The 25,389-nt window shown below is 34.2% G+C and carries 22 protein-coding genes and 1 pseudogene; 9 read left to right on the forward strand and 14 right to left on the reverse strand.

Annotation, left to right across the window (positions count from 1 at the left end; all coding sequences use genetic code 11):
- Positions 1-586 precede the first annotated feature (586 nt).
- From uvrB to JR312_RS00125, 8 genes are all read right to left on the reverse strand, one after another.
- Positions 587-2,521, reverse strand: a complete 1,935-nt coding sequence (uvrB, locus tag JR312_RS00090; protein WP_416647416.1) for an excinuclease ABC subunit UvrB — start codon at positions 2,519-2,521, stop codon at positions 587-589.
- Positions 2,522-2,607: 86 nt separating this feature from the next.
- Entirely contained in the window at positions 2,608-3,369 is a 762-nt protein-coding gene (locus JR312_RS00095) for a cytochrome c1 (protein ID WP_416647417.1), read from the reverse strand.
- The gene (locus JR312_RS00100; protein WP_416647418.1) at positions 3,369-4,595 is read right to left on the reverse strand and encodes a cytochrome b; all 1,227 of its coding nucleotides are present in this window, start codon (positions 4,593-4,595) and stop codon (positions 3,369-3,371) included. Before JR312_RS00100 ends, JR312_RS00095 begins: the two co-directional genes overlap by 1 nt.
- 130 nt (positions 4,596-4,725) lie before the next feature.
- Positions 4,726-6,342, reverse strand: coding sequence for an ankyrin repeat domain-containing protein (locus JR312_RS00105; protein ID WP_416647419.1), 1,617 nt, complete (start codon positions 6,340-6,342; stop codon positions 4,726-4,728).
- A gap of 254 nt (positions 6,343-6,596) precedes the next feature.
- Positions 6,597-7,637 carry an ankyrin repeat domain-containing protein gene (locus tag JR312_RS00110; RefSeq protein WP_416647420.1) on the reverse strand — a complete coding sequence of 347 codons (1,041 nt, stop codon included), beginning with the start codon at positions 7,635-7,637 and terminating at the stop codon, positions 6,597-6,599.
- A 282-nt stretch (positions 7,638-7,919) separates the two neighbouring features.
- A complete protein-coding gene (locus JR312_RS00115; protein WP_264330853.1) occupies positions 7,920-9,011 on the reverse strand; it encodes an ankyrin repeat domain-containing protein in 1,092 nt (363 codons plus the stop codon).
- Positions 9,012-9,259: 248 nt separating this feature from the next.
- Positions 9,260-10,360: an ankyrin repeat domain-containing protein gene (locus JR312_RS00120; RefSeq protein ID WP_416647421.1), complete on the reverse strand. Its 1,101-nt coding sequence runs from the start codon at positions 10,358-10,360 to the stop codon at positions 9,260-9,262.
- A gap of 90 nt (positions 10,361-10,450) precedes the next feature.
- Positions 10,451-10,702 (reverse strand): J domain-containing protein, encoded by a 252-nt coding sequence (locus JR312_RS00125; RefSeq protein WP_245609393.1) that lies wholly within the window; start codon positions 10,700-10,702, stop codon positions 10,451-10,453.
- 169 nt (positions 10,703-10,871) lie between these two features.
- Here JR312_RS00125 and JR312_RS00130 point away from each other — a divergent pair, with 169 nt between their 5' ends.
- Entirely contained in the window at positions 10,872-11,444 is a 573-nt protein-coding gene (locus JR312_RS00130; RefSeq protein ID WP_006015115.1) for a NifU family protein, read from the forward strand.
- Positions 11,441-12,664, forward strand: a complete 1,224-nt coding sequence (gene hisS / locus JR312_RS00135; RefSeq protein WP_416647422.1) for a histidine--tRNA ligase — start codon at positions 11,441-11,443, stop codon at positions 12,662-12,664. Before JR312_RS00130 ends, hisS begins: the two co-directional genes overlap by 4 nt.
- Here the strand turns inward: hisS and surE are convergent.
- Together surE and JR312_RS00145 are read right to left on the reverse strand one after the other, a co-directional pair.
- Complete coding sequence (surE, locus tag JR312_RS00140) at positions 12,661-13,431, reverse strand: 5'/3'-nucleotidase SurE (RefSeq protein ID WP_416647423.1); 771 nt, start codon at positions 13,429-13,431, stop codon at positions 12,661-12,663. The genes hisS and surE overlap by 4 nt on opposite strands.
- Positions 13,432-13,633: 202 nt before the next feature.
- A complete protein-coding gene (locus JR312_RS00145) occupies positions 13,634-15,043 on the reverse strand; it encodes a hypothetical protein (protein WP_416647424.1) in 1,410 nt (469 codons plus the stop codon).
- A gap of 121 nt (positions 15,044-15,164) precedes the next feature.
- On the opposite strand from JR312_RS00145, the gene JR312_RS00150 reads away from it, so the two are divergent.
- Both JR312_RS00150 and JR312_RS00155 read left to right on the forward strand, forming a co-directional pair.
- Positions 15,165-16,439, forward strand: a complete 1,275-nt coding sequence (locus JR312_RS00150) for an APC family permease (RefSeq protein WP_264330848.1) — start codon at positions 15,165-15,167, stop codon at positions 16,437-16,439.
- 70 nt (positions 16,440-16,509) lie between these two features.
- Positions 16,510-17,796 (forward strand): APC family permease, encoded by a 1,287-nt coding sequence (locus JR312_RS00155; protein WP_264330847.1) that lies wholly within the window; start codon positions 16,510-16,512, stop codon positions 17,794-17,796.
- 28 nt (positions 17,797-17,824) lie between these two features.
- Here JR312_RS00155 and JR312_RS00160 read toward each other — a convergent pair whose 3' ends face one another.
- A complete protein-coding gene (locus JR312_RS00160; RefSeq protein ID WP_264330846.1) occupies positions 17,825-18,241 on the reverse strand; it encodes a hypothetical protein in 417 nt (138 codons plus the stop codon).
- 138 nt (positions 18,242-18,379) lie between these two features.
- Here JR312_RS00160 and JR312_RS00165 point away from each other — a divergent pair, with 138 nt between their 5' ends.
- Complete coding sequence (locus JR312_RS00165) at positions 18,380-19,402, forward strand: aspartate-semialdehyde dehydrogenase (protein ID WP_416647425.1); 1,023 nt, start codon at positions 18,380-18,382, stop codon at positions 19,400-19,402.
- Position 19,403: 1 nt separating this feature from the next.
- Here the strand turns inward: JR312_RS00165 and JR312_RS00170 are convergent, their stop codons facing one another.
- Positions 19,404-20,480, reverse strand: a complete 1,077-nt coding sequence (locus JR312_RS00170; RefSeq protein WP_017532205.1) for a 5-(carboxyamino)imidazole ribonucleotide synthase — start codon at positions 20,478-20,480, stop codon at positions 19,404-19,406.
- A gap of 106 nt (positions 20,481-20,586) precedes the next feature.
- On the opposite strand from JR312_RS00170, the gene apaG reads away from it, so the two are divergent.
- Entirely contained in the window at positions 20,587-20,991 is a 405-nt protein-coding gene (gene apaG / locus JR312_RS00175) for a Co2+/Mg2+ efflux protein ApaG (protein WP_039950787.1), read from the forward strand.
- Positions 20,992-21,188: 197 nt separating this feature from the next.
- On the opposite strand, the gene JR312_RS00180 is transcribed toward apaG, so the two are convergent.
- Positions 21,189-22,787: an ABC transporter permease gene (locus JR312_RS00180; protein WP_416647426.1), complete on the reverse strand. Its 1,599-nt coding sequence runs from the start codon at positions 22,785-22,787 to the stop codon at positions 21,189-21,191.
- 130 nt (positions 22,788-22,917) lie between these two features.
- On the opposite strand from JR312_RS00180, the gene trhO reads away from it, so the two are divergent.
- Positions 22,918-23,763 carry an oxygen-dependent tRNA uridine(34) hydroxylase TrhO gene (gene trhO, locus JR312_RS00185; protein ID WP_416647427.1) on the forward strand — a complete coding sequence of 282 codons (846 nt, stop codon included), beginning with the start codon at positions 22,918-22,920 and terminating at the stop codon, positions 23,761-23,763.
- Here the strand turns inward: trhO and JR312_RS00190 are convergent.
- Complete coding sequence (locus JR312_RS00190) at positions 23,760-24,161, reverse strand: hypothetical protein (protein ID WP_416647428.1); 402 nt, start codon at positions 24,159-24,161, stop codon at positions 23,760-23,762. The genes trhO and JR312_RS00190 overlap by 4 nt on opposite strands.
- A gap of 386 nt (positions 24,162-24,547) precedes the next feature.
- On the opposite strand from JR312_RS00190, the gene JR312_RS00195 reads away from it, so the two are divergent.
- Both JR312_RS00195 and JR312_RS00200 read left to right on the forward strand, forming a co-directional pair.
- On the forward strand, positions 24,548-24,844 hold the full coding sequence (locus JR312_RS00195; protein ID WP_416647429.1) for a hypothetical protein: 297 nt from the start codon (positions 24,548-24,550) through the stop codon (positions 24,842-24,844).
- 119 nt (positions 24,845-24,963) lie between these two features.
- Positions 24,964-25,389 (forward strand): annotated as a pseudogene (locus JR312_RS00200) (hypothetical protein); the annotation flags it as partial.

Raw genomic sequence — 25,389 nt, forward strand, 5'->3', positions numbered from 1 at the left:
TGAGTTGAATTGAAAATGCGGTTTGACACACTTTTTTGAACGTTCCCTATTAAATAGCTAACGTAAAAAATTGCTTCCATATATTTTAAATCTGATTATAATCACAGTCAGAGATATTTTAAGAGCTCAAAATCTATCTTTGTCTGCAGACTGTTCAGTCAAATTTTTAATCAAAAAGCGTAGCGTATCTTCTTTAGTGCGTATCTGTTGTATGTGCGCTACACTTTTTTCTAATCTTTTTTACACAGGGGGATTTTATGTCCAGAATTCCAGATACTTGATCTTTACTTTAGCTAAAAAACAATAGGCGCCTATGGCTAATTAAAATAAAAATTTTTCTAATATATAGAAGAATTACAAAATCACTGTTTACTGAAAACGGGCCAAGAAAGCTGCTAATGTCACAGAATTTTAGGTAAACGTTGTTTGCTTGACGTATGAGTGTGCTCTCCTTACTTCAAGAACTCTTTAATATGACTATGCTTAACCACTTAAGTCCTTTCAAGATATGTTCTTAGATAATAGTTTTTCAAATCTTTGGTAAATCAAAGTCAGCTTAACTATTAATTATTTATCCTTTTTCTAGTTATGTAACGGGTCTGTTATTAAATTTTTCAATAATACCTTTTATTTTTGCCGCCTCTTCAAACTCTAAATTTTCAGCATGCTTCAACATTTGCTTTTTCAAACTATTTAGATCATTCTTACTAAAATTCTCAACTACCACTTTTTCCTGTAAAGTATTTGATATAGGCTTTATTATAGTTTTTGGTACAATATTATTCAGTGTATTATGCTCTGTCTGTTTCTTTCTTCTCCTTTCAGTTTCTTTCAGTGCACGATCCATAGAATTAGTAATTTTGTCTGCATATAAAATTACTCTGCCTTCAACATTGCGTGCAGCACGGCCTATCGTTTGAATGAGCGAAGTCTCTGATCGTAAAAAACCTTCTTTGTCAGCATCTAAAATTGCAACCAGCCCACATTCGGGAATATCAAGACCTTCCCGCAATAAGTTAACGCCAACAAGAACATCTATTTCTTTAGATCTTAATTTGCATATAATTTCAATTCTTTCCAGTGCACCAATATCTGAATGTAGGTAAGTTACTTTCATACTGAGCTCACTCATATGCTCAGCTAGCTTTTCAGCCATTTTTTTTGTCAATGTGGTAATTAGAATACAAAATCCTTTTTTTATTGTTACTTGCGCCTCGTGAATCACATCATCAACCTGACTCTCTGTTGGTTTTATGGTGCAGATGGGATCTGTCAGTCCTGTTGGGCGGATAACTTGCTCTATGAATGCGTGGTTAGTCTTTTCTAACTCATATTTTCCTGGAGTAGCCGAAACGTAAATAGTCTGGGGCCGTATTGCCTCCCACTCTTCCAATTTTAATGGACGGTTATCAAAAGCAGAAGGTAGCCTAAAACCATAATCTATCAATTTCTTTTTACGTGCTTCATTACCGCTATACATTGCACCTATCTGGGGAACGGTTACATGGCTTTCATCAACAAATAAAATTACATCTTTAGGTAAATACTCAAACAATGTAGGCGGTGGATCTCCGGCTTTCATTCCATAAAGATAACGCGAATAATTTTCAATACCTTTACACACTCCCGTTGCCATCATCATTTCAATATCAAAATTAGTACGCTGCTCAAGGCGTTTTACTTCAACAATTTTGTTCTGTGAATAGTAATAATCCAGGCGTTCATGTAGTTCTTTTTTAATCAGTTGAACTGCTTGCAAAAGAGTCTCACGTGATGTAGTGTAATAGCTATTTGGAAAAATGGTGACTTTATCTATGCGTCTGATAATATTGCCGTTCATGGCATCAATCTCAGAAATTTCTTCTATTTCATCACCAAACAATGATAAACGCCAAGCTTTATTTTCATAATAGGCAGGAAATATATCAATAATATCGCCGCGCACTCTGAAATATCCTCGCTCAAATCTGACATCAGAACGTTTATATTGGAGATTAGCTAAATTATTCAGAAAGTCATTAACATGAATCTTATCTCCAGCACTTAAAGTCAAGGTCATGCTGAGATAGCTCTCAGGCGAACCAAGACCATATATACAAGAAACACTCGCAACTACAATCGTGTCCCTACGCTCCAAAAGAGAGCATATAGCAGAATAGCGTAGCATATCAATTCTTTCATTTATTAAAGAGTCTTTTTCAATATAAGTGTCTGTTTGTGGCGAATAAGCCTCAGGCTGATAATAATCATAATAAGAAATGAAGTATCCAACAGCATTGTGGGGGAAAAATCCTCTCATCTCCTCGTAAAGCTGTGCCGCTAAAGTTTTATTATGCGCCATAATTAACGCAGGCCTGTTTGTTCTTGCAATAACATTTGCCATAGTAAAAGTTTTTCCAGAGCCAGTTACTCCAAGTAAAACCTGATCTCTTTTTTTGTTATTTAGTCCTTCAACTAAACTATCTATTGCTTGTGGTTGATCCCCAGCTGGCTGAAAATTTGTAACTATTTGAAATGCCATAATCCCTATACTTTCATAATATATTTATCATTACATAATACACATGATATTATGAGTAAGGTATAAAAACGAGCGTAAATGAAGTTCTATTTTCCTTTTTTATAGAGTTGGCTCCAAACTCTATTGTTAGTGAGAACAAAAAACACCGTCAAAATTACAAAATATGTCACTATTTTTAGCCCAAGTTTATGTCGGCGCTCCAGTTCTGGCTCTGCTGCCCATTGTAAGAAATTTACCACATCATATGCCATATTTTCAACTGTGGCTTGCCTTGTACCATCATATTCTACCATTCCTTCAGAGAGTGGTGGTGCCATAGCTAACCTGCCTGTTGAAAAATATGGATTAAAATATAAACCGTTCTCATCATGTTCACCGTTTTGATAACCAATTAGTAGTGAATAGATATAATTTGCACCATCGTGCCTTGCTTTAACAATGAGTGATAAGTCTGGTGGAATTGCACCATTATTACTTGCTGCAGCTGCTTCTTTTGTATCAAAAGGTGCAATAAAATAATCCGAAGACACTCCCGGCCTATCAAACACTTCACCCAAATCATTTGGACCATCTTTCACTTGGTAAGAGGCTGCAATTTGTTTTACATCCTCTTCGGAAAAACCAACATCTTGCAAATTACGAAACGCTATTCTATTCATTGAATGGCAAGCAGCACAGACTTCCTTGTATACTTTATAGCCACGCTGAATTGACTCTCTATCGAAAGATCCAGTAATTCCATCAAAACTCCAGTCGATTTTCTTATTTGGTAAAGGTTTAAACTCCTCTGCAGAAAGAGAATTAGTGAGAAATAATACACAAAACAGAGCAACTTTAACCAACAGCATCACTTCATCTCCGGAACGGAATCGCTTATTGTTTTTGGTAATTTTTTTGGTTTCTCATATTTACTAAGTAAAGGTAAAACTATCACAAAATATGAAAAATAATAAAGAGTTGAGAGTCTACTTAAAGTAATGTAAGGCTCTTTAACTTCCTGCCCCCCAAGCCAAACAAGAAATGCAAAATTTATTGCAAAAACCCAAAAAAATTTCTTAAATAATGGGCGATAAGCACCACTTTTAACTTTTGATTTATCAAGCCAAGGCAAAAGAAACCAAACTAAAATAGATCCAAACATGGTAAGTACACCAATGAGCTTATTTGGAATTGAGCGCAACATCGCATAAAAAGGTAGGAAATACCACTCTGGTACTATGTGTACTGGAGTTACCATAGGATCAGCTTCTATATAATTATCAGGATGCCCAAGATAATTAGGGGCATAAAAAACAAATCCAAACAAAATTATAAAAAATAAACCAAAAGTTATGCAGTCCTTTGCTATATAATAAGGATAAAAAGGGATAGTGTCCTTACCTGACCTTACTTCTATTCCACTTGGGTTATTAGAGCCAAATCTATGCAGAGCAACAACATGCAACATAGCTAAAGCAATAATAATGAAAGGAAGAAGATAATGAAGTGCAAAAAAACGATTGAGCGTTGGGTTATCAACGGAAAAACCACCCCACAACCATATAACTATTTTATTGCCAATTAAAGGTATGGCTGAAAATAAGTTAGTTATAACTGTTGCACCCCAAAAGCTCATTTGTCCCCATGGAAGAACATATCCCATAAAGGCAGTTGCCATCATTGCAAAAAATATAAATATGCCAATAAACCACACCATTTCTCGCGGTCTCTTATAAGATCCGTAATATAATCCACGCATGATATGAACATAGACCACCATAAAGAAGAGTGACGCCCCAACAGCATGAGTATAACGTATCAGCCATCCATAACTTACGTCACGCATTATACGCTCCACACTATTAAATGCATGATCAACATGCGGAGTGTAGTGCATGGCAAGAAATATACCTGTTATTATCTGCAAAATTAGTGCTATACCAGCCAAAGAACCAAAATTCCAAGCATAATTTAAATTTTTTGGTACTTGATAAGAAGCAGTATGTTTTAGAAAAGAAAATATAGGCAGTCTATACTCTATCCAACCTAATATACCTTTTTCTTCTGTTATTTCTTTCTTGCTATCATCTTCCATAACTTAAAGTTTTTTCATCTTAACTCATTTTATTGTAACAACTTACCTACAACGCACAATAAAAAGTTTAATTTAAATAATAGATTTCACGAAAACAAGCACTCAGACTTGAGTGCTTGTTTTAACTGATTTAGAGGTGCTTTTGATGACGTACACCCTTGGATATTGTTAAGTTGCTTAATGAACTTTCAGGACATTGATAAAGTTTTTCATACTTACTGAGTGCCATCTCAACATTTTTTGCCATAGCGTTAAGCTCTCTTTCTGTAATTCCTTCTTTTATAAAAAGCGGATTATTCAATGGGTCTAAACATTCTTCCCCTGTAAACTTCTTGAACATTAAATAACCTAACATGGCTGTTCCATTAAAATCAACTTGTGAAGAGTAGATGGGACTTCCAGCAGAATGAGCAACAGATTGCTGTGCAGAAGGTAAAGTAGGAGTATTTCGACCCAATGTAGAAGCAGTTGTCCAACTAAATATACTATTAATAAGAGAGGAAGGTTTTACTGCACTGCTTGCTGCGTTACTTGCCACGCTGCTAGCTTCCAATTCTTCTTTAAGACTTACTTTAGTAGAAGTTAATATCGCTTTGCAATCAATTGAAACGGCACCACTTAATATAGATACTATTCTTTGCATTGCACTACTGTTATTACACATATCTCTTCTGTAACCTCCAACAACATCCGATGCTGTTCTGCCATTTACATCTTTAATACTAATATCAGCATTGTTGCAAAACAAGAGTTTTACCATATCTGATTGACAATGAAACGACGCTAAGTATAAGGGTGTAAAACCTTTATAATTTGTAGCATTGATATTAGCACCACTATCAATTAGAAGTTGTGCTATTTCCTGTTTACCATTAATAGCAGCAATGTGCAGAGAAGTATTAAAATATTCAGTATTAGTAGCATTAATATCAGCACCTTCATTAAGCAAAAGCTGCAATATTTTTAAATCGCACTTGTCAGTAGTAAAATGTATAGGTTTTATACCATGCCTTTCACTACTCAAGATTTCGCTTTTTATACCTATACTCTCCGCCTCTTTAATGCACTTTTCAACTTTCTGAAAATTACCTATGTTTATAGCAGCAAATAATTCATCTATGAATAGTTCAACTTTTTTGCTTGTTATATCTGCGGTACTATAATTATTACCCATTTCTAACACTGTCTGTATAGTTCCTATAGAGCTAACTTTAGCAGTATGTTCTAGCATAGATGCTATTTTTCGTCTTGCATCGCTATCACACATATTTCTTCTATAACCTTCAACAACATCCGATGCTGTTTTGCCATTTACATCTTTAATACTAGTATCGGCATTATTAAAAAGCAAAAGTTTTACCATATCTAGGTAACAATAGAAAGATGCTAAGTACAAAGGTGTAAAACCTTTATAATTTGTAGCATTGATATTAGCACCATTATCAAGTAGAAATTGTGCTACTTCTGCTTCGTTAGCAGCAGCAATATGTAAGGGAGTACTCAAATATACAGTACTAGTAGTAACATTAATATCGCCACCTTTGGCAATTAAAAAGCGTAATATCCTTAAGTTACGTTTTTGAGTAGCAAGACGCAGAGGATTTATAACGTGCTCTCTACTATTCAAAACCTCATTCTTTACATGCTCACTCTCTGCCTCTTCAACATATTTTTCAACTTTCTGAAAATTACCTATGCTTATAGCAGCAAGTAATTCTTTTCTTAATTTCTCAACACTTATTGGCATAAAAACACCTTTAAAAAAATAACATTCCCGGCTTTATATCATGTAATTGAGTATGCACAAGTGAAATTTATAGAGAAAAAATTTCAATAGTGAAGAATTAGGTCTTTCAACAACCTATCACGCAACTTTTTTGCAAAATATTTTAAGCCCCTAATTCAAAATTTTTATTACTTGATAATAAGCAATCTGCTTTAGAAGAGGAAACAAGGGATAGAAAAACAAGCACTCAGACTTGAGTGCTTGTTTTAACTGATTTAGAGGTGCTTTTGATGACGCACGCCTTTAGATATTGTGAAGTTGCTCAGTGAGCTTTCAGGATACTGATAAAGTTTGTCACACTTGCTAAGTGCCATCTTGACATCTCTTTCTAGAGAATTAAGTTTTCTTTCTTTAACCTGTCTTATCGTTAAAAGTGAATCATCCAGTGGCATTGAATATCTTTCCCCTGTGAATTTACTTATTGCTATAGCAGTTAGGAGAACTGTTCCATTACAATCGACTTGTGAAGAACCAATTGAGCTTCCAGTCGAATGTGCAATAGATTGCTTTGCAGGAGGTAAAGCAGGGGCACTCTGAAATAGGCTACTGAGTGCAGCAGTTGTTGAAGTTCCCATCCAACTAAATACACTATTAATAAAAGAAGAAGGTTTTACTGCGCTGCTTAACACACTTGTACTATTATGATAGCTAAAGTTATTGCTAGCTTCTATTACCTTAAGATTTGTCCTAGAAGCTAATGTCTGACAATTAACTTTATCAGCACATTTTAATATAGATATTATTTTTTGCCTTGTATTACTATTACATATAGATTTTGGATCATCTCCAACAACATCCAGTGGTATTCTACCACCCGCATCTCTTATATAAATATTAACATCATGCTTGATCAGAAGTTCCACCATTTCCACTTGGCAATGGAAAGACGCTAAGTGCAAAGGCACCTTACCCATTATATCTTGCAAATTGATCTTAGCATAACGACTAAGTAGAAACTGTCCTGCGTCTTCTCTACCATATTCAGCAGCAACGTGCAAGGCAACTCTCAAACTTTCACTACTAGCAGCATTAACATTGGCACCGTTATTAACCAAAAACTTCAATGTCTTGAAGCTATTTTCTTTAACAGCAAAACTTATAGGTTTCATACCGTATCTTTCACCAATAAAAACCTGATTTTTTAGTTTCATCATCACTGCAGTTTTGATACATATGTTAGCTTTTAGAAGACTATGCTCTTCTATAGCAACAAATAACTCATCTATAAAGTTCTCAATCCTTATCCGTTTTTGCATATATTGCATTAAATACTTCCCAAATTACACCGTTCCTGGCTTTATATCACACAAGTTAGTATGCGCAAGCAAAATTTACAGAGAAAAAATTTCAATGGTTAAAAATGAGGTCTTCAGCAACTTATCACGTAACTTTTGTGCAAGATATTCGAAGCCCCTCATTTAAATTTTCAGTACTTGATAAGAAGCAGTATGCTGAAGAAGGAGGAAAATAAGCACTCAAACTCGAGTGCTTATTTTAAAGGGACTTTTGATGCATGCCTTTAGATATTGTTGAATTGCTTAATGAATTCGAGGACATTGATAACGTTTTTCACAATTACTAATTGCCGTCTCGACTTTTTTGTCTATAATATCAATTCTTGTCAGAGGTGGATTGTCCAGTGGCCTTAAATATTGTTTTCCTTTAATATAACTTACTGCCATAGCAATTAGCGTAGCTATTCCATTACAGTCAATTTGTGAAGAACCAATAGGGCTAACAGCCAAGTGATCAACAGATTGTTGTGCAGGAGGTAAGGCAGGAGCACTGCTGAACAAGCTATTGATGGTAGTAGTTATCCCACTAAATATACTATTAATAAAAGAGGAAGGTTTTACAGCATTGCTTGCAGTGCTGCTAACTTCTTCAAAATTTTCTCTGATAAGAGTGGAGGAAGAGTTCACTGTGCTACTTGCCAAGTTTTTGGTATTACTAACTTCCAATTCTATCTTAATTGCTTTGGTAGGGGATAATTGAAGACTCGCTGCACTACTTACAAAATCTGTGCTGTCGTTAGCGTCTTTAATACCTGCTTTTATAGAAGTTAATTTTGCTTCACAGTCAGCTTCAGTAGCACTGCTCAATACAGATTCTATTTTTTGAATTTCACTACTACTACATTCATCTTTTCTAGCATTTCCAACAACATCTAATGCTGTTTTGCCGTAACGACTTTGAATACTAGCATCAGCACCTCTACAGAGTAGGAGTTTTACCATATCTAAATGACAACCGTTAGATGCTAAGTACAAAGGTGTAAAACCTTTATAATTTGTAGCATTGATGTTAGCATCACGATCAAGTAAAAACTTTGCTATTTCTAGTTTGTCATGTCTAGCAGCAATGTGCAAGGGAGTACTCAAATATCGATTACTAATAGTAGTATTAACATCAGCACCGCTGTTACATAAAAACTCTAATATCTTTAAATTACCCAAGAGAGTAGCATGATGTATAGGTTTCATATAGTATCTTTCATAATTCAAAACTTCATTTTTTATTTGTTTATACTCTATCTCTTTAATACATTCTTTAACTTTCTGAAAATCACCTCTGCTTATAGCAGAAACTAATTTTCTTCCTAAAATCTCAATTATTTTTTGTTTTTCCATCAAATACCTCCTAAAAGAGAATGCTCCCGGCTTTATATCATGCAACTTAATATGTGCAAGCAAAATTTACAGAGAAAAATTTCAATAGTTAAAAATTAGGTCTTCAGCAATCTATCACTTTAACTTTCGTACAAGACATGCTGAGCTTCCTTATTCACATTTTTTTGCTCTTAATAAGAAGCAATCTGCTTTAGAAAAGGAAATAAGGGATAATAAGCACTCTAATTAGAGTGCTTATTTTAACTGATTTAGAGGGACTTTTGATGCATACCTTTAGATATCGTTAAATTACTTAATGAACTTTCAGGACATTGATAAAGTTTTTCACACTTACTCAGTGCTGTCTCGAAGTTTTTTTCTATAGTGTTAAGCTTTCTTTCTCTAATTTCTTCTATTGTGAGAAGTGAATCTTCTAGTGGGCTTGAGTATTTTTTCCCTGTGAACTTTCTGATCATTACATCAGTTAGTAGAGCTGTTCCATTAAAATCAACTTGTGAAGAACCAATTGGGCTACCATCTAAGTGGTCAACAGATTGCTGTGCAGAAGGTAAAGCAGGAGCACTGCTGAATAAGCTGCTGAGTGTGGCAGTGGTTACCCAACTAAATATATTATTAATAAAAGAAAAAGATTTTACTGCACTGCTTGGTGCAGGATCTGGAGTATCACCAGCTTCCAACCCTATCTTAGTATCTGCCCTGGTGGAGGCTGAGAAAGGGTTCGCTGTACTACTTGCTGCATCTGGAGTATCACCAGCTTCTAATTCTAACTTAGTATTCATTCTAGCAGAAAGTAATAGTTCTGTACAATTATTTTTGTGAAATTTTGATAAATCTAAGTATATTTTGCTCATGTCACAGCCATCACTGCAAAGGCTTTCATAACCTGGGATAACCTCAAATGCCGTTTTGCCATTTGCATTTCTAATAATAACATTAACAATGTTATTATTGAGCAGAAGATTCGCGATATCTAATCGACAATAAAAAAAGGCTAAGTGTAAAGCTGTAAAACCTTGCATTACTTGGGAAGTGGTACTACTAGTACAATGATATATCATTTCTTTTATTTCTGTTTTGCTACTCATGGTAGTAACGTACGAGTAAGGAACAAGACATCCATCACTAACAGCATTAATATTAGCATTATTTTTAAGCAAAAACCGCACTATCTCTAAGCTACCTTTATAAACAGCAAGATGTATAGGTGCCATACCATCTTTTTTACCATTAATAATCTCTTTTTCTTTATTTATATATCTTGCCTTTTTAACATATCTTTTAACTTTCTTAATATTAAGCTCATCTATAGCCGCAAATAAATTCTTTCTCAATCTCTCAAGTTTTTTCATCAAATACCTCCTAAAGAATAATGTTTCCGGCTTTATATCATGCAACTTAATATGTACAAGCAAAATTTACAGAGAAAACAATGGTTAAAATTAGGTCTTCATCAACCTATCACGTGCTGCGTTTAACTTTTGTGCAAAATATTCCGATCCTCCCTTGTCTGGATGGACCAGTTTCATTAAATTTTGGTATGCCTTATTGATTTCATTTTGGCTTGCCTCGGAATTCAGCCCCAGTATTTTTAATGCTTCATCTTTGGACATATTATCACCAGTGTAATTTTTGGTGTAACTTTTACTACTGTTAAATTCGTTCAAAAACTTACTTAATATAGAGTTCATCATAAAACTTATGTTATTTCTCTTTGCCAAAAAGAGAAAAAATACAACAACGCTAGGTAAAACAAACGTGATTATTGTGAATATCAAAAAAAGGAAGAAGATGAATGACATGTATATTTTTTTATCATTTTATGATTAAATAGTAACAATTATAATTGTCATGGTAAATAACATGTTTATCCAGATTGAAGAAACACCAAACCCAAACACGCTGAAATTTCTTCCTGGTTTTGAAATTCTGAGCGAAGGAGAAACAGCTGATTTTTCAAATGCAGATGAAATAAAGAACTCCAAACTAGCAGTAAATCTTTTTCAAATAGAACATGTTGTAAGAGTATTTTTTGGTCATGATTTTATTTCAGTAACAAAATCAGATAGAATGAATTGGGATATAGTAAAGGTGGAAATTTTAACTACAATTATGGATCACTTTACTTCTGGTGGAAAAGCATTTGATAAAGAAGGAGTAAGTGATAATAAAATGCTAGAGGAAGAATTCTTTAATGAAAATGATATAGAAATTGTAAATAGAATAAAAGAATTGATGGAAAGTTATATTAAACCTGCAGTTGCTCAAGATGGTGGTGATATCAAGTTCCGTGGCTATAAAGACGGAATAGTTTACGTTGAACTGCAAGGAGCTTGCTCTGGGTGCCCAAGTGCTGCAATTACCTTAAAACAAGGAGTGCAGAATATGCTAAGCTATCACATACCAGAAGTTTCAGGTATAGAGACTATGCTATGACTAATCAAACAGTTAAAGGAACGAAAGATCTTCTGTTTGATGAATGGTATAAATTTAAATACATAGAGCAAACAGCAAATAGAATCTCAAGTTTATACGACTTTTTACCTGTTCAAACTCCGATATTTGAATACACAGAAGTCTTTACAAAGACTTTAGGTGATAGTTCAGATATCATAAATAAAGAGATGTATACTTTTACTGATAAAGGAGGAAAGAGCATAACTCTGCGTCCTGAATTCACTGCAGCTATTGTTAGGTTACTCATTGAAAAAAAACTGCAAACACCGATAAAATTATTCTCAACAGGACCTGCATTCCGCTATGAAAGACCACAAAAGGGACGACAAAGGCAATTTCATCAGATAAATTTTGAGATTTTTGGCATAGAAGACCCGAAAGCTGATATTGAATTGATATCACTTGCTCAGCATTTACTCACTGAATTTGGCATCAATGAGAATGTAAGACTGGAAATCAACTCTTTGGGTGAGAGTGAAACAACAAGTAAGTATAGAGAGGCTTTGATATCGTATTTAAAAAAGTTTCAAAATGACCTATCAGAAGATAGTCAAAATAGATTGATTAAAAACCCACTCAGAATATTAGACTCTAAGGATAAGATAGATAAAGAAATAATCTCTGACGCACCAAAAATCAGTGATTATTATACAAAAGAATCTTCATATTTCTTTGACCAGGTGTTAAATGCACTGCAAGCTCTTGGCATACCTTACACTGTAAATAGCAAATTAGTTCGAGGTCTAGACTATTATTGTCACACAGTATTTGAATTTGTCACAGAAGATTTAGGTGCACAAGGAGCAGTTTTTGCCGGTGGAAGATACGATAATCTAGTATCTTCAGTAGGTGGAAAACACACTCCAGCAATAGGATTTGCAGGGGGGATTGAGCGTATAATGGAATTAATCAACTATGCTGAAAAAAAAGAGAGGCCTATTTATATAATTCCAATCGGTGGAGAAGCTGAAGAACATGCTCTAACACTTGCAAGTGAATTACGCAGAAATGGTTTATATGTGATTTACGAATATAGTGGAACTCTAAAAACCCGAATGAAAAAAGCAAATCAAGCAAATGCAAAAGTTGTATTAATCTTTGGTGATGAAGAGCTAAGCAGTAAAACTTTAAAAATTAAAAACATGGACACGGGTGAAGAAAAAATGATTGCTCGAGATAAAATCGTAGAAAATATCTAATCAGAAGCAATAGGAGTGTTAGCTATAGAAGAAAATTCCTCTGCACAAGAATTTTTCATAGCATTTAATATATCATAATCTGTAAAATCTAATTTTATCGGTGTAATAGTAATAAAACCTCCTTTTATTTTATTTATACTACCACTGCCTGAGTGCTCTCGAGACCAATTTAAGCTCAAAGAACCATTCAAGTTTTCAGTAAAAGTTAAATCACCATCAATGTTATATTCACCTTGTTCAGCAAATCCGACCCCTTTCACTTTTTCTGTAGCAGGAAAATTTATACTCATCACTATATTCTTAGGCCAACCAACTTTCATTAGCTTGGCAATAACCTTTGGTGCAAAAATCTTTGTATTGTTCCAGTCTATTTTACCATGATAAACTTGGCTCAGCGCAATAGAAGGTATAGATCTTGCAGCACCTTCCATTGCAGCACCGATTGTGCCTGAATAACAAATATCATCGCCGACATTTGATCCAATATTTACTCCAGATAATATTAAATCTGGTTTTTTATTCATAATCTTATTTAGTGCAATAATGACACAATCTGCGGGAGTACCAGACACACTAAACTCCCTTTCACTATGTTGACTTATTTTAATAAATTGCTTTACTGGATAGTCAAGAGACCTTGCAGCTCCACTCCTATCAGTATCTGGTGCCACTATCCATACTTCCGATGCAAAATTGTGTGCAATTTCTTTAAGTAGTCTTATTCCTTCACTTTCAAAACCATCATCATTTGTTATCAATATTATCATATGTAATACTAACCTATCAAAGTATACTAATGAGGTTTGAAGTTTCTTTTCATAACAATAACAAAGAACCTGCCACAAATCAATAAGGAAAAATTGAAGTGTTTCCAGGTTGCCATTGTTTAGTTTGCTGTGAGTTAATTGTAAATACCAATTTTAACTTTACGCCTAACTCACAATCAAAGCTTAGGCAAGTCTCAGAGCTCTAAGCAGCAGAGAATCTTGTATGCCCTGCAAAAAATGCTTTCATCTTTTCAAGATAAGTAGATGGTTTTTCAGGGATTTCTATATTATCTATTACAGCACTTACTGCTTCCTTGATATCCTCATCTGTAATTAGTTCTTTCAATTTCTGCTTTATAGGGCCCCTTCCAACTTCTTGACCATATCTATTATAATAATCAATATACAATTTATTAAAGACAAATTGCTTTGCCTCTTCCATCAACTTACCCATACTATCTTTTACTTCAAGATCCATATCATTCTCAGAGTAGAAATTGTCAAAATTATCCTTTAAAATCTTCATCTTTTTACTTTTACAATGCTTAAGAAACTCTTCCGTAATGCTCGGCATTCTTTCGTATACTTGAGCATTTACCTCGACTGTAAAGTTGTTTTTTGCTTCAAGACAACTAAGTGAATAAATAATACGATTAAACATTCCAAGATGACATGCACCACTTCCTTCTTGTAAACGCATGAGTAACATGCATTTTAGTAAGTCTACATCTAACTTCTGATTCTTAGCTGCAGCTAAAACTAAGTTTGCAGCTTGTGTTAGCGTTAATCCAGTTCTTGATTCTCTATAAGTTGCTCTATTGGAGCCATTAAAGTTAAGATAAAGGTTTAATTGCTCTTTTTGTGGAGGTGTAAGCTCATCTGAATTATTTATGTAGTCTGCAAACTCTTTATTGAGCATATTTGGTTGATTTCTGAATTTCTGCTTTAAGTCTTGAGCGCATTGGAGAATGCTGTATTCAAAACTACTCGTATGAACACTCTGACTGCCGGTGCCTACATCACTTACATTAAACAAAAAGCTCATTTGCTTTACACTTAAACCCAGAGGCGAGAAGAGCTTTATCAATGGATACTTTATTAACTCAAGAAGTGCTACTGGGATCAATAATATAGTATTAATAAGCACTAAACATATTCTAAGACCCAACGCTCTACTATTTGATAATGTTCTGCTAAGCTCTGATATCTTCGATGAACAATACAAAAATGGTAATTGGATACAATATATTGAGTATATAGAAAAAAACAGAATCTTATCTTTCAACCCTATTGTCGGGTCATTATATACTTCAGAAAAAATGTTATCATTACTATTTTCATTTTTGAAAGACTGATAGCTGCTTGTAATCCTTTCTGTAAAAATAGAACAGAGCTTATGCAGTCCGTAACACGAAACGCCAACAGCTAGAAAAATTGCAAGTGTTCCCAAAAAAGCTAATATTTCACTTGAAGTTTTAGCAAGAAGAAATTGAAAAAGCATATCAGTGAAGATATCAAGCAAATATTCAAGTAAAATTATTGCTGCAATAGCGGAAACAAGCAATAAAATACTTCCACAAATAATCAAAAAATTTCTTAACCTCGGATTCATAACCCACCCCTTAATATACTTCTCATTGTATGCTTAAATTAAAAAAATGCAAATTTTGTAAAGACCGATTGAAATTTCTGAGCTTCAATCATATTATTAATCTATTAAGATAAAAATTATTGTGTCAAATAAAATAGGCTTTTTGGCTATTTTCGCCTTGGTGATCAGTAGCCAAATCGGCTCTGGAATTTTTATGCTCCCAATTAGCCTTGCACCATACGGCGCTTATAGCCTCATAAGCTGGGTTATATCAGGATTTGGTGCTATATCTCTTGCTTTAGTTTTTGCTTCACTCTGCGCAAAATTTCCAGAAACGGGTGGTCCTCATATTTATGTGAAACATGCCTTTGGCTCTACAGCAGCTTTTTTTGTTGGCTGGACATATTGGGTAAGCTCGTGGGTAAGCTCAACAGCTGTGACAATTGCAAGTATTGGTTATTTAGCCCCGCTTTTTCATAATGATATACAAGATATACGTTTGCTTTTAGAAATAACATTAATTTTAGCTATCATGCTAATAAACTTAAGAGGGGTAACTACTGCTGGGCATGTTGAGCTTCTTCTGACCATTGTTAAAATTATCGCACTTCTTGCAATACCCATAGCAGGATTATTTTTCTTTGATAGAAATAATTTTGTTGTAAGTGAGGAAGTATCAAACTTTACGATGTCTCAAGTCCTTGCGCGCTCTACACTCCTTACTCTATGGTGTTTTATTGGACTTGAATCAGCAACAGCACCTGCAGGATCGGTTAATAATCCAGCTAAGACAATACCAAGGGCCATTGTGCTCGGAACAATTTGTGTTGCTGTGATATATTTCATCAATAGCCTTTCAATCATGGGGTTAATAAGCGGTCACGACCTAGCAAGTTCAAAAGCACCATATGTTGATGCAGTAAAAATTATGCTTCCAGGTAATTGGCATTTGATAATTTCTGTTATTGCTTTTATTGTCTCTGTAAGTAATTTAAATGCTTGGTTTTTAGCTGATGGACAGGTCACCTTAGGCCTTGCAGAAGATAAGTTAATGCCGCAATTTTTTGCAAAAAAAAACAAGTACGATGCTCCATTCTGGGGAATAATACTCAGTACTTTAGGGGTGTTAGTTTTACTTATCTTAACGTCAAACAAAAGTTTTGCTGAGCAAGTAACTTCAATAATTGATATCTCTGTGGTGTCATTTTTGTTTATCTACTTAGCATGTAGCCTTGCTTTTCTCAAAGTTAATATACAAGACAAAAGCTACTGCAAATTTTTAATTGGAGGTGTGGCTGTATCTTTTTGCTGTTGGATAATATACGAGACTTCTATAAAAACATTGTTAATATCAAGTCTATTCCCTTTAAGCGGAACACTTATTTATCTACTTTGGTATCATAAACTAAAAACTTAACTTAAATTTTTTATTTGCTAAAATTCTTAAGCTATACTACTGGCTTACATTAATAGAATTAAGAGGTATTGTGTCAAATAAAATAGGTTTTTGGGCTGTTTTTGCTTTAGTCATTAGTAGTCAGATCGGCTCTGGGGTTTTTATGCTTCCAATTAGCCTTGCTCCATATGGCGCTTATAGCCTTATAAGTTGGATGATATCAGGAGCTGGTGCTGTGTCTCTTGCGCTAGTTTTTGCTACGCTATGTGCAAAGTTTCCAGAAACAGGAGGTCCTCACGTTTATGTGAAACATACTTTTGGTCCTGCTGCAGCGTTCTTTGTTGGTTGGACATATTGGGTAATCTCATGGGTTAGTACAACAGCTTTAATAGTTGTGGGTGTTGGCTATCTTACACCATTTTTCCATGAAGATATCAAAAGTATGCGTTTATTTTTAGAGCTGTTGTTATTTACAATCATTACATTAATAAATTTAAGGGGAATAGCTACTGCAGGGCACGTTGAGTTTCTGCTCACGGTTGTGAAGGTTGCTGTATTGCTTGCAATACCTGTAGCAGCGTTGTTTTTTTTCGATAGAAATAATTTTATCATAAGTGAAGAAATATTAAGTCTTACAACATCGCAAATTCTTGCGCGCTCTACACTCCTTACTTTATGGTGTTTTATTGGACTTGAATTGGCAACAGCACCTGCAGGGTCAGTTGATAATCCAGCTAAAACTATACCAAAAGCTGTGGTGCTTGGCACAGTTTGTGTTGCTGTTATATATTTTATCAACAATTTTGCGATTATGGGATTGATCAATGGCAACAATTTAGCAAGTTCAAGAGCACCATATGTTGATGCGATAAAAATTATGTTTTCTGGTAATTGGCATTTAATTGTTTCTATAGTTGCATTCATTTTTTGTGTTGGCAGTCTAAATGCCTGGGTTTTATCTAGTGGACAAGTTGCTTTTGGTCTTGCAGAAGATAGACTAATGCCAAAATTCTTTGCTAAAAGGAACAAGCATGGCTCTCCTTTTTTGGGAATAACAGTTAGTTCAATTGGAACTGCAATTTTACTAATTCTCACTTCAAACAACAATTTTGCCCAGCAGATTACGTCGATTATTGACTTTTCTGTAATTTCATTTTTGTTCGTTTATCTTGCGTGCTGTTTTGCCTTTCTAAAGGTTATTATACAGGAGAGGAGTTGTTATAAGCTTTTAATTGGTAGCATAGCAACAACCTTTTGTTGTTGGGTGATATTAGAAACCCCTGTAGGTACTCTGCTGATTTCGAGCCTGTTCACTGCAAGTGGCATACCCATTTATTTATTTTGGTACTGCAAAACTTCTGTGCAACAAATTCAGTAGTGAGAGATACACTTTAAATGGTTAATATTTATGGGCCAAGGTTTTTTTTCTCTTTATCTACTTGTTCAATATTACCATTCTCAAGTTTGCTACCTACTTCTTCTGTGCGTTTATTATCTATGTAGATCTCATTTTTTGCTTTATTAGAAAGACCTATTTGCGATTGCAGTTTTTTATACTCTTCTTTTTCAGGCGTGAAAATTTTCACTAAAAATCTTCCTATTATTGGTATTGAACTTAAAAAATCTCTTAATCCAAAAGATTCTTGCTTCTTGTTTGAAAGATGCTGGTCTATCTTAGAAATTTTCACACCATACTTTTTATCATCAAAATTTATCGCTGGCTTGCTTTTTTTCGAAAGAACATTTTGAATCTCTAATCTATTGACTTTTTCAGGCTTTTGAAATGCAGATTTGACCTTAGTGTCATCATGTTTTTTACTCATTTCATTCTACCATGCAATATTACTAGTATCTTATAATTATAACTAAATTATGGTTAATTGCAAGGTAAAAATATTAAAGTAATTGTAAATTTTATCAGTAAAAATATAATATAGCTTTAAAGTCAGAGGTTTATCTATATGGGATATAAAATTGCTGTTATTGGAGCAACAGGAAGAGTAGGGCGTGAGGTATTAAGCGCCCTTGCCGAGTTTCAAGACGAAGGAAAAATTTCAATAGATTCTGTTGTTGCTTTTGCATCAAAAAAATCAGAGGGAAAAAAGGTAAGTTTCGGCGATGAAGAATTAACTGTCTTAGACCTTGAGAACTACGATTTTGTTGGAATTAATATAGCAATTTTCTGTGCTGGGTCTCATGTTTCCGAGAGATACGTACCGATTGCAACTGAAGCTGGATGTATTGTCGTAGATAATACCTCTCGTTTTAGGATGAAAGAAGGCGTGCCACTAGTTATTCCAGAGATCAACAAAGATAAAATTATGGAGTATAAAAACCATAACATAATATCTAATCCAAACTGTACTACAATACAAATGTTGCTGGCATTACATTTATTACACCAAAAAGCAAAAATAAAGAGAATCGTTGTTTCAACTTATCAATCAACTTCTGGTGTAGGTAAAGCAGCAATGGATGAGCTTTACAATCAGACAAAAAAAATCTTTATGAATGAAGCTAAAAAACCTGAAATATTTCCTAAGCAAATAGCATTTAATTGCATTCCTCATATAGGAGAGTTCATGGAAGATGGTTCTACAAAAGAGGAGTGGAAAATGCAAGAGGAGGCAAAAAAAATTTTAGAAGAGGATATAAAAGTAACTGCAACTTGTGTCCGAGTACCTGTTCTTGTTGGTCATGCTATAGCAGTAAATGTAGAATTTGATCAGCATATAGCTGAAGAAGAAGCTCGTGAAATGCTCAGTGAAGACGATGGAGTTTTAGTGCAAGATAAGCGCGAAAATGGTGGATATATGACTCAGATTGATGTTGTGCAAGAGGATGCCGTATACATATCGCGTATTAGACAAGACGATACCGTTAAACACGGATTAAATATGTGGATAGTAGCTGATAATCTACGCAAAGGTGCAGCACTAAATGTAGTGCAGATCTTGGAGATCTTGATCAAAGAGCATTTATAGCTCAATAACTTAAATCTATATTGACATGTCCCATTTTACGCTTGTCCCTAACCTCTTTTTTCCCATATATGGTTAAACTAGCTTTTTCGTTGCTCAAATATTTGTGAGAATTATATATATCATTACCTATTATATTTTTTGTCATGCAAGGAAAGCGTAATACTACTTCCTGCATAGATAGACCGCATATTATCCTAACTAGCTGCTCGAATTGACTAACGTTGCATGCATCCAAGCTCCAGTGGCAAGAATTGTGGGGTCTTGGGGCCAGTTCATTAACTAGTAATTCATGATTTTGAGTGATGAAAAATTCAATAGCTAGAATTCCTACTACATCAAGTGCAGTTGCTATTTTCTCTGCAGTTTTTTGTACCTCTTGGGCTAATTTATTATCTATTTTAGCTGGTGCTATTGAAGTATTAAGTATTCCGTCAACGTGGTGATTCTCTGCTATAGGAAAAAAAGCTACTTTACCGTTTTTATCTCTTGCAACGACTATTGAAACCTCTTTCAGTAAATCAACACTTGCTTCAAGAATGTACTCTTTATTCCAATCGAAGGAAGCAAATTGCTTCAGTTCAGAATCATTTTCAATCACATATTGTCCTTTTCCATCATAACCCATTTCTGTTGTTTTTAGCCTCACTGGATAGCTAAAAGTTTCACTACTTTCTAGTAGCTGATTATAATTTTGTATACTTTTGTAATCAGCAGTTTTTATGCTTAAATCTCTAATAAAATCTTTCTCTCTCAGCCTATTTTGCGAAATGTGTAACGCCTTTTTACCTGGATAAAAATCTGTATGCTGCGACACAATATCAATTGCACTACATGGAATATTTTCAGACTCAATAGTGACTAAATCCACACTCTGTGCAAAAGATTCAAGTGCCCTCTTATCACAGAAGTCTGCTATTGTTAAATCATCAGCAACAGAACAAGCTGGATCGTTTTTAGTACTGGCAAAAATATGCGTTTTGTGCCCAAGTTTTATTGCAGCGATAGCAGTCATTTTACCTAATTGCCCACTTCCTATTATTCCTATCACTTTTTTATCCAGTGGATCTGTTTTGTTCATCATGTAGATTAATATTTCCTAGTTAGAGTACGATAATATGCTTGGAAAATCTATGAAAAAAGTGTATAATTGAAGTGTGTTAAACTTTTATCATGAACACTTTACGATGACCATGAAATACACACTTATTACTAATTCTGTTGAAGTTACAGTTTTGCCAATTTACATTGAAGAGCAATCCATTCCTTATGAAAATTGTTACGTATGGATGTATAATGTTAAGATAAAAAACAAAAGCTCATCAACCATTCAATTATTAAGTCGCTATTGGCAAATAATAGATCATAAGGGCAAAATAAATGAAATTGCCGGAGTTGGTGTTATTGGAGAACAACCTGTAATAAAATCTGGAGAGGTATTCAAATATACAAGTGGAACATACTTAAATACACCATCAGGAATAATGCAGGGTAAATATGAATTTCTGAACGAAGAGAGCATAAAAACCTTTGATGTTATGATACCACCCTTTTCCTTAGACAGTCCATACGTTAACACTAGACCTCATTGATTATCAAGATAGTGGTTCAAGTGCATCTGAAACCAATGCTTCTTGTTTTGTCATTTGAGCTTCCATAATGTCATCCGAGTAGCTGATACTGAGATCCAACTAAGTTGATAAACACGAAAGCACTGACCATTTGCTTCTATAGTTGTCTTTTTTCGTCTATCTTATTTTCTTACTCTGCTGAACAGATGCAAAATAGTTTATTTTTGATTCTTATCATCAAGTGTGAATAAGATTATTGTAGAGGTTAAACCTATAATAACTATCATTAACGAAAATGGGGCAGCTTCTCTGTAACGCTCATCGCTGACAAGTTCATATACTCTAGTTGATATAGTTTCAAAATTAAATGGTCTGATAATTAGTGTTGCCGTGAGTTCTTTTACCGTATCCATAAACACAAGCAGAAATCCCGATAGTATACTTTTCTTGATAAGGGGAATATGAATATTCAGGCACGTGGAAATAGGCCCATGACCCATAGTATATGCAGTCCATTCAATTTCATTTGGTGTTTTTTTGAGTCCCGACTCTATCGCCTTGAAAGATATAGCAAAAAAACGAAATAAATATGAGTAAACTAATGCGCCAATAGTTCCTACCAAGCTAATTTCTACAATATATTGAGTAATGAAAGAAGATATTCTGCTTAAAAACATTATTATGCTAATTGCAATAATTGCATTTGGAATTGCATATCCAAGAGAAATGAGACGTGCTATATTGCTTATTACCTTATTTTTACGTGCTGTATATCCAATAATTATTGCAATGCTGATCGAGATTAGCGCGGTAATAAATGATAAACTAATACTGTTTGTTATTATATTATAAAATCTTGCTTCGTATATGAAAAAGCCTTTCTCTATGCTCCAATATATAAGTGGAATCATTGGTAAAATAAAGCCTATTAATATCGGCAATAAACACATAAGATAAGAAAAGATCAACGATATAGAACCGTTTATACTACGTTTATTGTGATAATCTGCATTAGTATTGATTGAAGAGTAAGATATTTCTCTTTTTTGTAGTTTTTTCTCGATAACTATTAGTGTTGCAACGAAAATCAGTTCTGCAACTGCCAAAACAGTAGTTGAATATTTGTCATGCAATAAAAACCAAGTACGGTATATTCCTGTCGTGAAAGTATCGATAGCAAGAAACTGTGATGTGCCGAAATCTGTAATTACTTCCATTAGTACCAAGGATAACCCAGCTATAATTGATGGACGTATGGAGGGTATGATGACAGAAAACAGACTCTGTAATGAGGAGAACCCAAGTGTTGATGCAATAGTGACTGAGTTACTAACGCTCTTTAGACTTGAGCGGACCAACATATAAACGTATGGATATAGACTAAATCCCATTACTAATATTCCACCACCTAGGGATTTGATCTCGGGAAACCAATAGTTACCTTTGCTCAATTGAAAAGTATCTCTTAACAAGCTCTGAATTGGACCTGAAAACTCTAACGTGTTTACATAAACAAACGATACTATATATCCAGGAATTGATATCGGAAAGAATAAGGCAATCTCAAAAATTCTACTTCCGGGAAACGAAAAAAATGTAGTAAGCCAAGCTGGAATTACTCCAAATATAAAGGATATTAACCCTACTCCTACCATCAAAATCAACGTATTGAGTATATATTCAGGAAAAAGTCTACTAATTACCCATCCAGAGTTTGCTGATTCTGTAAATAGAATCGATATTAACGATAGTATAGGGCAGACAAATAATACACTTACTAAAAACAAGAATATATTTTTAAATACTCTCAGAAACATTAACTTGAATCTATATTTGATATTGAAATGTTATATGCAAAAACTAAAGATATCCAGTAATTAACAGCCGTCCTATTGAATATCTTCATAATTTTATATATTATGTTTTAAATCGATAAACTAATTAATTATGAGTTTTGTCATTGCAACTTTCTATCATTTTGTAAAACTCTCTAATTATTATGACATGAAAGACGAAATAAAAGTTGTATGCGACAACGTTGAATTAAAAGGCACTATACTCCTTGCAGAAGAGGGTATTAATGCAACTGTATCTGGAGAAAGAAACGCAATTGATAAAATACTTGATTTTCTACGTTCTGATGACAGGCTAAAAGGTCTTACTTGGAAAGAGAGCTCGGCAGAATATCAACCATTTAGTAAGATGAAAGTGAGATTAAAAAGAGAAATTGTGAATCTTGGTGTAAGTAATCTCGGTACTTCCGTTAGAGGCCAGTACGTTGATCCAGAACATTGGGATGATTTTATCTCTCAACCTGATGTTTTAGTAATAGACACACGAAACGAGTACGAAGTAAAACTAGGCAAGTTTAAAAATGCAATTAACCCACATACTCAACGTTTTCGCGATTTTCCTCAGTGGGCAGAGTCTTTCTCTGAGAGTAAAGATCTGAAAGTGGCTATGTACTGCACTGGTGGAATCAGATGCGAGAAATCTACAGCATATATGAAAAGCCTTGGATTTAACGATGTTTACCACCTTAAAGGCGGTATTCTTTCCTACCTTGAAAAAACTCACAACAAAAGTGGTAGTTGGGAGGGCGAGTGTTTTGTTTTTGATGATAGAATTGCTGTTGATCACTCACTCGCCCCAAGTGATAAAATAAAATGCATATTCTGCTCAAGTAAAGTTTCAACTGATGAGCTGAAATCAGTTCCACGTGGCCAGGTAGTTTGCTCTGATTGTAAATCTTTAAGTATTGAAAGAAATTCAGAATATAACACGAACCTTTAACAACTTCTTTCTCCTTGCATATTTGTAACCTTAATTTTGTCAAGGCATTTACCTACGACATAGCCCGCTCCAGCTCCAAGTAATGCACCAACTATAGCAAATGCAATCAACACTACACCAGAAACGCCAATAAGAGCTAAAGTTTCTTGCCCTAAACAACATCCTGCAACTAGACCAGCAACTAAACCAATTCCTACACCCATGCATCTAGGTTTCATATTATTACCTCTTCTAGATTTTATGTTATGACTAGTATCATGATCTCCAAAACCAAATTCTTTGATATCTTTTCTTTCTTTTATAAAATCGATAAGCTCACATATTTCTTTGTTACTTGTGTCGTTACGCAAATCATATAAATTTATAATACCATCGTTTACATATTTTTCAAAGTCCATTTTATTTTTCCATACTATTAGAATATATTTTTACTACACTTAATGTCTTAATAGTTGGTAAATTCCCATATAAGAATAAGTAGATAATCTTACCACTATAGGTGGGACTAAAGCGCTATAAGATTAAATTCCTGAAAAATGTTGGTAAGAAGAGCTTTTCCAAAAACAATAAAGTTAAGAGTTGAAGAGATAGTAAAAGAGCGACTTACAGTTAATCCAATTGATTTTGGTGAATCGTTTTGTTACAAACTCAAAGGATACAGAAAACTGAGAACTGGCGATTATATGGGAGCTTTCTTGTGAAAGCTCTTTTGCATAAGAGATTTATAATTGACCTAGAAGGTCAACGCTGATATACCTTTATATAATTTAATGCGTGGAGGTGTATGTTAGGTAATCCTAAAGGTCTAATTAAAACTATAGGTTCTCTTAGTCAAGAGACAGGTGAGAATTTTTATTTGTGCTTAAAGGATGAGTTCTTTAAAAGTGTAAGCCCAGATAGTAAAATACTTATAGATTCTGAAGAGAAGAACGAAGAAGTTAGTATTGATGATGATAAAGTGTGGTTTAAACACTTTTCTACTGTGGTTCCTAGTGAAGAAGGGCAGCAACAGTATAGAATGAGGTTAACGGCAGATATGAATACAAATGTGCTAATAAGTACGATAGCAAAAATATTGTAGGCAAAATTGCTCAAAAAATTGCACAAGGCGTAAATGAAAGTATAAAAGACAATACTTTAGAATATGTAGGAATTAAAGAAAGTAGAAAGAAAGGTAAGATTAAACCTGCACTCAGAATTATGCTCAGCGATCTTACAAAACCAGTAAATATGGTTGATATTCTAAATAGTGATGCATGCAGAAAATATAATGTAGATGGAATTACATTATTACTGCCTAATCAAAGTAAGTGTGAAACAAGAGGAATACGCTGCAGAGTTGATGAGAATGGAGTAAGAATTTATGAGGTGGCTAATGGTTCATATGATATGGATTTAACGTGGTATGTTGAGGGAAAAGAGTGTAAAATAAAAATTATCATTAGGGATAATGGTTCTGTAGAGTTTATTGAAAGCAATGGTGTCACTTGGGATCAATTAGCTGCACATAAAGAGGTGAAAGTAGGAAGACAATATGAAGCAAAAACTCTATATGACGCATTGTCATATTTAAAGCAAGAAGGGAACGTTCAAAAAAGTGTGTCAAACCGCATTTTCAATTCAACT

Origin of the sequence: Wolbachia endosymbiont of Nasonia giraulti, from assembly GCF_048054155.1 — a bacterium.
GTDB classification, from domain to species: Bacteria; Pseudomonadota; Alphaproteobacteria; order Rickettsiales; family Anaplasmataceae; genus Wolbachia; species Wolbachia pipientis_C.

Bases quoted from the DNA above. Each gene is read 5' to 3' on its own strand.
- JR312_RS00115 (WP_264330853.1), bottom strand. From the start codon at position 9,011: ATGGAAAAACAAAAAATAATTGAGATTTTAGGAAGAAAATTAGTTTCT.
- JR312_RS00170 (WP_017532205.1), bottom strand. From the start codon at position 20,480: ATGAACAAAACAGATCCACTGGATAAAAAAGTGATAGGAATAATAGGA.
- JR312_RS00105 (WP_416647419.1), bottom strand. From the start codon at position 6,342: ATGCCAATAAGTGTTGAGAAATTAAGAAAAGAATTACTTGCTGCTATA.
- JR312_RS00110 (WP_416647420.1), bottom strand. From the start codon at position 7,637: ATGCAAAAACGGATAAGGATTGAGAACTTTATAGATGAGTTATTTGTT.
- JR312_RS00120 (WP_416647421.1), bottom strand. From the start codon at position 10,360: ATGAAAAAACTTGAGAGATTGAGAAAGAATTTATTTGCGGCTATAGAT.
- JR312_RS00125 (WP_245609393.1), bottom strand. From the start codon at position 10,702: ATGATGAACTCTATATTAAGTAAGTTTTTGAACGAATTTAACAGTAGT.
- apaG (WP_039950787.1), top strand. From the start codon at position 20,587: ATGACCATGAAATACACACTTATTACTAATTCTGTTGAAGTTACAGTT.
- JR312_RS00165 (WP_416647425.1), top strand. From the start codon at position 18,380: ATGGGATATAAAATTGCTGTTATTGGAGCAACAGGAAGAGTAGGGCGT.
- trhO (WP_416647427.1), top strand. From the start codon at position 22,918: ATGAGTTTTGTCATTGCAACTTTCTATCATTTTGTAAAACTCTCTAAT.
- JR312_RS00195 (WP_416647429.1), top strand. From the start codon at position 24,548: ATGTTAGGTAATCCTAAAGGTCTAATTAAAACTATAGGTTCTCTTAGT.
- surE (WP_416647423.1), bottom strand. From the start codon at position 13,431: ATGATAATATTGATAACAAATGATGATGGTTTTGAAAGTGAAGGAATA.
- JR312_RS00160 (WP_264330846.1), bottom strand. From the start codon at position 18,241: ATGAGTAAAAAACATGATGACACTAAGGTCAAATCTGCATTTCAAAAG.
- JR312_RS00180 (WP_416647426.1), bottom strand. From the start codon at position 22,787: ATGTTTCTGAGAGTATTTAAAAATATATTCTTGTTTTTAGTAAGTGTA.
- hisS (WP_416647422.1), top strand. From the start codon at position 11,441: ATGACTAATCAAACAGTTAAAGGAACGAAAGATCTTCTGTTTGATGAA.
- uvrB (WP_416647416.1), bottom strand. From the start codon at position 2,521: ATGGCATTTCAAATAGTTACAAATTTTCAGCCAGCTGGGGATCAACCA.
- JR312_RS00130 (WP_006015115.1), top strand. From the start codon at position 10,872: ATGTTTATCCAGATTGAAGAAACACCAAACCCAAACACGCTGAAATTT.
- JR312_RS00100 (WP_416647418.1), bottom strand. From the start codon at position 4,595: ATGGAAGATGATAGCAAGAAAGAAATAACAGAAGAAAAAGGTATATTA.
- JR312_RS00190 (WP_416647428.1), bottom strand. From the start codon at position 24,161: ATGGACTTTGAAAAATATGTAAACGATGGTATTATAAATTTATATGAT.
- JR312_RS00145 (WP_416647424.1), bottom strand. From the start codon at position 15,043: ATGAATCCGAGGTTAAGAAATTTTTTGATTATTTGTGGAAGTATTTTA.
- JR312_RS00095 (WP_416647417.1), bottom strand. From the start codon at position 3,369: ATGCTGTTGGTTAAAGTTGCTCTGTTTTGTGTATTATTTCTCACTAAT.